The sequence below is a fragment of the Leucobacter soli genome, assembly GCF_042659205.1.
GTDB lineage: Bacteria > Actinomycetota > Actinomycetes > Actinomycetales > Microbacteriaceae > Leucobacter > Leucobacter soli.
The window spans coordinates 1-5,125 of the sequence record NZ_JBHSRW010000166.1 but is presented as its reverse complement, the minus strand read 5'-3'; the positions used below and the strand labels follow the sequence as shown (position 1 = coordinate 5,125).

At 70.0% G+C, this 5,125-nt stretch carries 5 protein-coding genes and 2 pseudogenes; 1 reads left to right on the top strand and 6 read right to left on the bottom strand.

Annotation, left to right across the window (positions count from 1 at the left end; all coding sequences use genetic code 11):
• The 4 genes from ACFPZL_RS09795 to ACFPZL_RS09780 all read right to left on the bottom strand — a co-directional run.
• On the bottom strand, positions 1–330 hold a 330-nt coding region (locus ACFPZL_RS09795; protein WP_452233260.1), incomplete at its 3' end, for a primosomal protein N' family DNA-binding protein.
• Between the two features lie 20 nt (positions 331–350).
• The gene (gene metK / locus ACFPZL_RS09790; RefSeq protein ID WP_218115696.1) at positions 351–1,550 is read right to left on the bottom strand and encodes a methionine adenosyltransferase; all 1,200 of its coding nucleotides are present in this window, start codon (positions 1,548–1,550) and stop codon (positions 351–353) included.
• Between the two features lie 149 nt (positions 1,551–1,699).
• A complete protein-coding gene (gene rpoZ, locus ACFPZL_RS09785) occupies positions 1,700–2,047 on the bottom strand; it encodes a DNA-directed RNA polymerase subunit omega (RefSeq protein ID WP_218115694.1) in 348 nt (115 codons plus the stop codon).
• Positions 2,048–2,146: 99 nt separating this feature from the next.
• Complete coding sequence (locus tag ACFPZL_RS09780; protein ID WP_218115692.1) at positions 2,147–2,893, bottom strand: hypothetical protein; 747 nt, start codon at positions 2,891–2,893, stop codon at positions 2,147–2,149.
• A gap of 159 nt (positions 2,894–3,052) precedes the next feature.
• Here ACFPZL_RS09780 and ACFPZL_RS09775 point away from each other — a divergent pair, with 159 nt between their 5' ends.
• Complete coding sequence (locus tag ACFPZL_RS09775; protein ID WP_218115691.1) at positions 3,053–3,922, top strand: acyl-CoA thioesterase; 870 nt, start codon at positions 3,053–3,055, stop codon at positions 3,920–3,922.
• Positions 3,923–4,352: 430 nt separating this feature from the next.
• Here the strand turns inward: ACFPZL_RS09775 and ACFPZL_RS14245 are convergent.
• Positions 4,353–4,511 (bottom strand): annotated as a pseudogene (locus tag ACFPZL_RS14245) (IS1634 family transposase); the annotation flags it as partial.
• A 292-nt stretch (positions 4,512–4,803) separates the two neighbouring features.
• Positions 4,804–5,125: pseudogene (locus ACFPZL_RS09770) on the bottom strand (DNA polymerase III subunit delta); the annotation flags it as partial.

Below are 5,125 nucleotides of genomic sequence, written 5' to 3'. Positions count from 1 at the left end.
GTCGCCGGCGCTGCCGCCCGCCCGGTCGGCCACGGACCGGGCGAGCCGCCACACGTCGGGCGAGAGCTGCGGCACGGGGCCGACGATCTCGGCGATCGGCTGCAGTTCGCCGCCGAAATCGCTCTGCGCTGAGAAGCCGATCACATAGCCGTGACTGTGCCTCCGTTGGGAGCGGAACGGCACCCGCACGCGCTGACCCGCGCAGAGCTCTTCTGCGAGCTCCTCGGGCACCGCATAGTCGAAGAGGTGGTCGAGCTGCGGGAGCGCGGAATCGAGCAGCACGTGGGCGACCCGGCGCTCGCCCGGTCGCTCCGCCGAGTAACCCGACATGTCTCTCCGCGCCGGATCGCTCAGGCGCCGGCTGCGGCGCGCAGGTCGGCCGCCCGAGGCGTCGCCTCCCAGGTGAACTCCGGGAGCTCGCGGCCGAAGTGCCCGTAGGCGCTGGTCTTCGCGTAGATCGGGCGCAGGAGCTCGAGGTCGTTGATGATCGCGAGCGGACGCAGGTCGAAGACCTCGCGCACGGCCGCCTCGATGCGTTCCCGCGGCACGCTCTCGGTGCCGAAGGTCTCGACGTAGAGGCCGACCGGATGCGCACGGCCGATCGCGTACGCCACCTGCAGCTCCGCGCAGCGTGCGAGACCGGCTGCGACGACGTGCTTGGCCACCCAGCGCATCGCGTAGGCGGCCGAACGATCCACCTTCGAGGGATCCTTACCGCTGAAGGCGCCGCCGCCGTGCCGGCTCGAACCGCCGTAGGTGTCGATGATGATCTTGCGGCCGGTGAGACCGGCGTCGCCCATCGGACCGCCGGTCACGAACGGCCCGGCCGGGTTGATGAACAGGGCGGCGTCTCCGCTCGTCAGCTCGACGCGGTCGAGCACCGGGCGGATCACCTCGCGCTCGACATCCGCGCGCACCTGCCCCAGATCGATCTCGCGCGCATGCTGGGTGGAGACCACGATCGCCTCGACGCTCACCGCGCGCTCGCCCTCGTAGCCGATCGTCACCTGCGTCTTCCCGTCGGGGCGCAGGTAGGGCAGGACGCCGGTCTTGCGCACCTCGGTCAGCCGCTCCGCCAGGCGGTGCGCGAGCCAGCTCGGGAGCGGATGCAACTCAGGCGTCTCATCGGTGGCGTAGCCGAACATGATGCCCTGGTCCCCGGCGCCCTGCTTGTCGAGCTCGTCCGCCTCCGCGGCACCGTCGCCCTCGCGCGCCTCGAGCGAGGTGTCGACCCCGCTCGCGATGTCGGGCGACTGCTGGCCGATCGACACGGACACTCCGCAGGAAGCGGCGTCGAAGCCCATCTCGCTCGAGGTGTAGCCGATCTCCCGGATGGTCTCGCGCACGATCTGCGGGATCTCGACGTACCCCTCCGTCGTCACCTCGCCGGCGACGTGGACCAGCCCGGTGGTGACCAGCGTCTCCACGGCGACACGGGCGCCGCGATCCTGCTCGAGCATCGCATCGAGGATCGAATCGCTGATCCGATCGCAGATCTTGTCGGGGTGCCCCTCGGTCACCGATTCAGAGGTGAACTGTCGCAGGCTCACTGGCCTCTCCTCACGTGCTCGAATGGCTGTTGGATCGCGCGGCGGACGGGGCCGCCGGGACTCCCGGATCCGTGCCGACCGAACGGCGAAGGCGTCGGATGCCGAGCGAAACTCAGGCTATCCGACGCCTCCGACAAAGATGCGGAGTGTTACTCCGCGCTCGCCTCGCCCGCGTCCCCATCGGCCTCGGCGACGGCACCGGTCGCCGCGTCGAGCGCCGATTCGACGGCGGTCGCGAGCGACTCGGCGGTGCGCGGCTTCATCACGAGCTTGCCCTCGACGATCTCGTGCAGCGCGGTGGTCAGGGGCTTGTCGTCGACCGATGCGTCGACGAGCGGACCGACGTTGTCGAAGAGGTTGCCGTCGTGCAGATCCGTGTAGTAGTCGTTGATCTGGCGGGCCCGCTGCGAGGCGAAGACGACCAGCGCGTACTTGGAATCGACTTTCTCGAGCAGATCGTCGATGGGCGGGTCGATGATGCCGTTCACCTGGGACATGTGGCGATTCTCCATTCGCTAGAACCACACCATCCTACCTCACGGCCCGCTGGCCGTCGGCCCTGCGCCGCACGGAGCACTCCGGACGCCGCGCGAGGCTCACCCGAGCAGCGTCCGGACGAGCACCTCGCCCCTCTCGTTCGCGAGCCGCCGCCAGGTGAGCGTCGTACTGAGCCGCATCACGGGCGCCGAGGAGGCGGACCCCGCAGACGCGGACCCCGTCGGCGAGGATCCGGCCGCAGCGTCTTCCCCGGCAGCATCCCCGGCGTCGTCCACCGCAGGGAGGAAACCCATCGCCTCGGCCGCGAAGGCGACCGCAGCCGGGAGGCCCGGTGCGATCTCGGCTCCCCAGACACCGGTCCGAACGCGGCGCACGACCGCCTCGCCGGGGGAATCCGGCAGCGCCTCGGCCGTGCGCCGGATCCCCTCCTCCGCTACGCGCGCGAGCGAGGCCGCGTCGACCGCTCCGGCATCCTGCCAGCCGCCCGCCGGCGGGAGGACTCCTGCCCACGCGGCGTTCGATTCCACGTCGGGCAGTTCGAGCGTCAGCCCGACGAGTCCGAGCCTGGCAAGACGGTCCAGGAGCCCCCGCGCGGGCACTACGCGGTCGATCCCTCGCGCACCGCCGGGTGCGCTATCGGCCGCCAGCGCGAAGGATCGGAGCACGAGCACCACCGGTACCTGATCCAGGAGCCCCTCCGGCGCCTGCGTGCAGCCGAACACCGCGAGGACATCGCCCCGGGAGACGAGACGCACATCGGGCAGCCCGGTGCGCGACAGACGCTCCAGGTAGACGCGCAGGTCGTCGCGGGTGGCGTGATCGGCGAGGAGAAGAACGTCGGACATCGCTTCTCAGCCTAGATGATCGATTCCGAGGGGTGACCGGCAGCGCGCCACGCGAACCGCGCCGAGCCCGCAGGCCTCCGATCGGGCCTCGCGCCGCCCTCGTACGGGCCGCGCTCGGCGACGACAATAGACTGGGCGTGACGGATACCAGGAGGCACCATGAGCGGCGTACCCGACCTCACCGCGATGCTGGCGGTCATCGACTCCGAAGCCCGCACGCACAACGACATCTTCACCGGGCCCGCCCTCCCGACGCCGCACGGGCGCTCGTTCGGCGGCCAGGTCCTCGGCCAGGCCCTCGCCGCCGCTGGCGAGACCGCGCCTCCCGGGCGCGAGCTGCACTCGATGCACGGCTACTTCCTGCGGCCCGGAGAATCCGAGCAGCGGATGACGTTCGAGGTCGGCCGCCTCTACGACGGCCGTTCCTTCTCGACCCGACGCGCCCAGGCCTTCCAGAACGGCGAGGTCCTGATGGCCATGATCGCCTCGTTCCAGGAACCCGACGACGGCCTGGAGCATCAAGAGCTCTACGACCTCGCCGGCATCCCCGGTCCCGAGGAACTCCCCGCGACCTGGGAGAAGTACGGGCATCTCGCCGACGGCGGACGCGCCTCCTGGGTGCTGAACCGGCCGTTCGACTTCCGCTACGTCGACCCCGACATCATGCTCGAAGTCGCCGAGCCCTCCAGCACCCAACGGGTCTGGATGCGCAGCCGGGACACGCTCGACGGCGGGCAGCTCCTCCACTCGGCAGCCCTCGCCTTCGCCAGCGACTACCTGCTCGTCGAGCCCGTGCTCCGTCGGCACGGCATTCCCTGGGCCACCCCGGGGCTCCGCGCGGCCAGCCTCGACCACGCCATGTGGTTCCATCGCTCCTTCCGCGTAGACGACTGGCTGCTCTACGTGCTCGAGACTCCGACCTCCCAAGGCGGGCGAGGCCTCACCCAGGGCCGTTTCTACGATCAGGAGGGCGCACTCGTCGCCAGCGTTGCGCAGGAGTCGATGATCCGCCGACCCGACGGGTTCTGAGCGGCGCCGCGATCACTCGCGCTGGTCATTCGCGCCGACCACTCCTGAGTTGACCGAATTGGTGCCCCGCTCCCGAGCAGCCGGGCCGTATCAACAGGTCACGTACCTCTCCCGGTGACAAAGCCCGGAATCGCGCCTGCGCTCTCCTCCGAGCTTCCGTTCCCATGCATGCCTCGGTGAAACCTCGGTGAGAGGCGGAAAAAGGTTCTTCTGCGGGAGAATTTCCACCATTTTCAGCCTCTCGCAGGGTGGGGGCGGGGGGAGCGGCGCAGGCGCGGGCGGAGGAATGGTGGGCAGGTGCGGGACGGAGGTCGGAGGGGCGGACGCGGGCAGGGTAGGCGGAGGTGGATGGGCGCAGGCGGCGCGGGCGGAGGTGGGCACGTGTACCGATCACGAGCCCGCACCGCCCAGCCGCTACTGCCCGCGCCCGGATCCGGGCTTTCGCGGTCTGCATCATCACTTCGAGATCGAGAGCGGTGTGCGCGGAACCAACATGCGCCACGATGCGACGCACGCCACGCTCTTTCGACGAGATCTGCGCCGCAGTCGCTCCCGACGCGGTCCGCACGCGACGCACGAATTGACCCATACAGACAGCGGACGAACCTCGCCCGTTCGTGACCCGCTACCCGAGAAACTTCCGCATAATCACGCCGATCCCGACACCCAAAACGCCGAAATCAAAGAAAACCGGTCAACTCAGGTCCTACGATCAGGAGGGCGCACTCGTCGCCAGCGTTGCGCAGGAGTCGATGATCCGCCAACCAGACGGATCCTGAGCGGGCCCGCGATCACTCGCGCTGGTCATTTGCGCGGATCACCCCGCTGGTCGCTCGCGGCGATCATTTACGCGGAGCACCCGCGCTAGTGGCTCGCGCCGTTCACCCGCGCCCGCGCCGCGCGACGAAGAGTACATAGCGTTCGAGCGCATACTCCGGGTCGCGGCTCCCGCCCTTGAGGAGCCATTCGGTCTCGGCGGCCAGATCGATCGCCCGCGCGAGGTCGGCCTCGCGCCAGCCCCGGGTCTCCCGCTGGGCCCGCTCGACCTGCCAGGGTGCCATCCCGAACCGCTTGGCGAACTGCCCGCCCGCCCCCTGCGCGCCGAACACGCGGGCCATCGCGCGCACCTTCATGTTGAGCGCGGCGAGCAGCGGGATCGGATCGGTGCCCGCGAGCAAGGCCTGTCGCAGCAGCAGCAGCGCC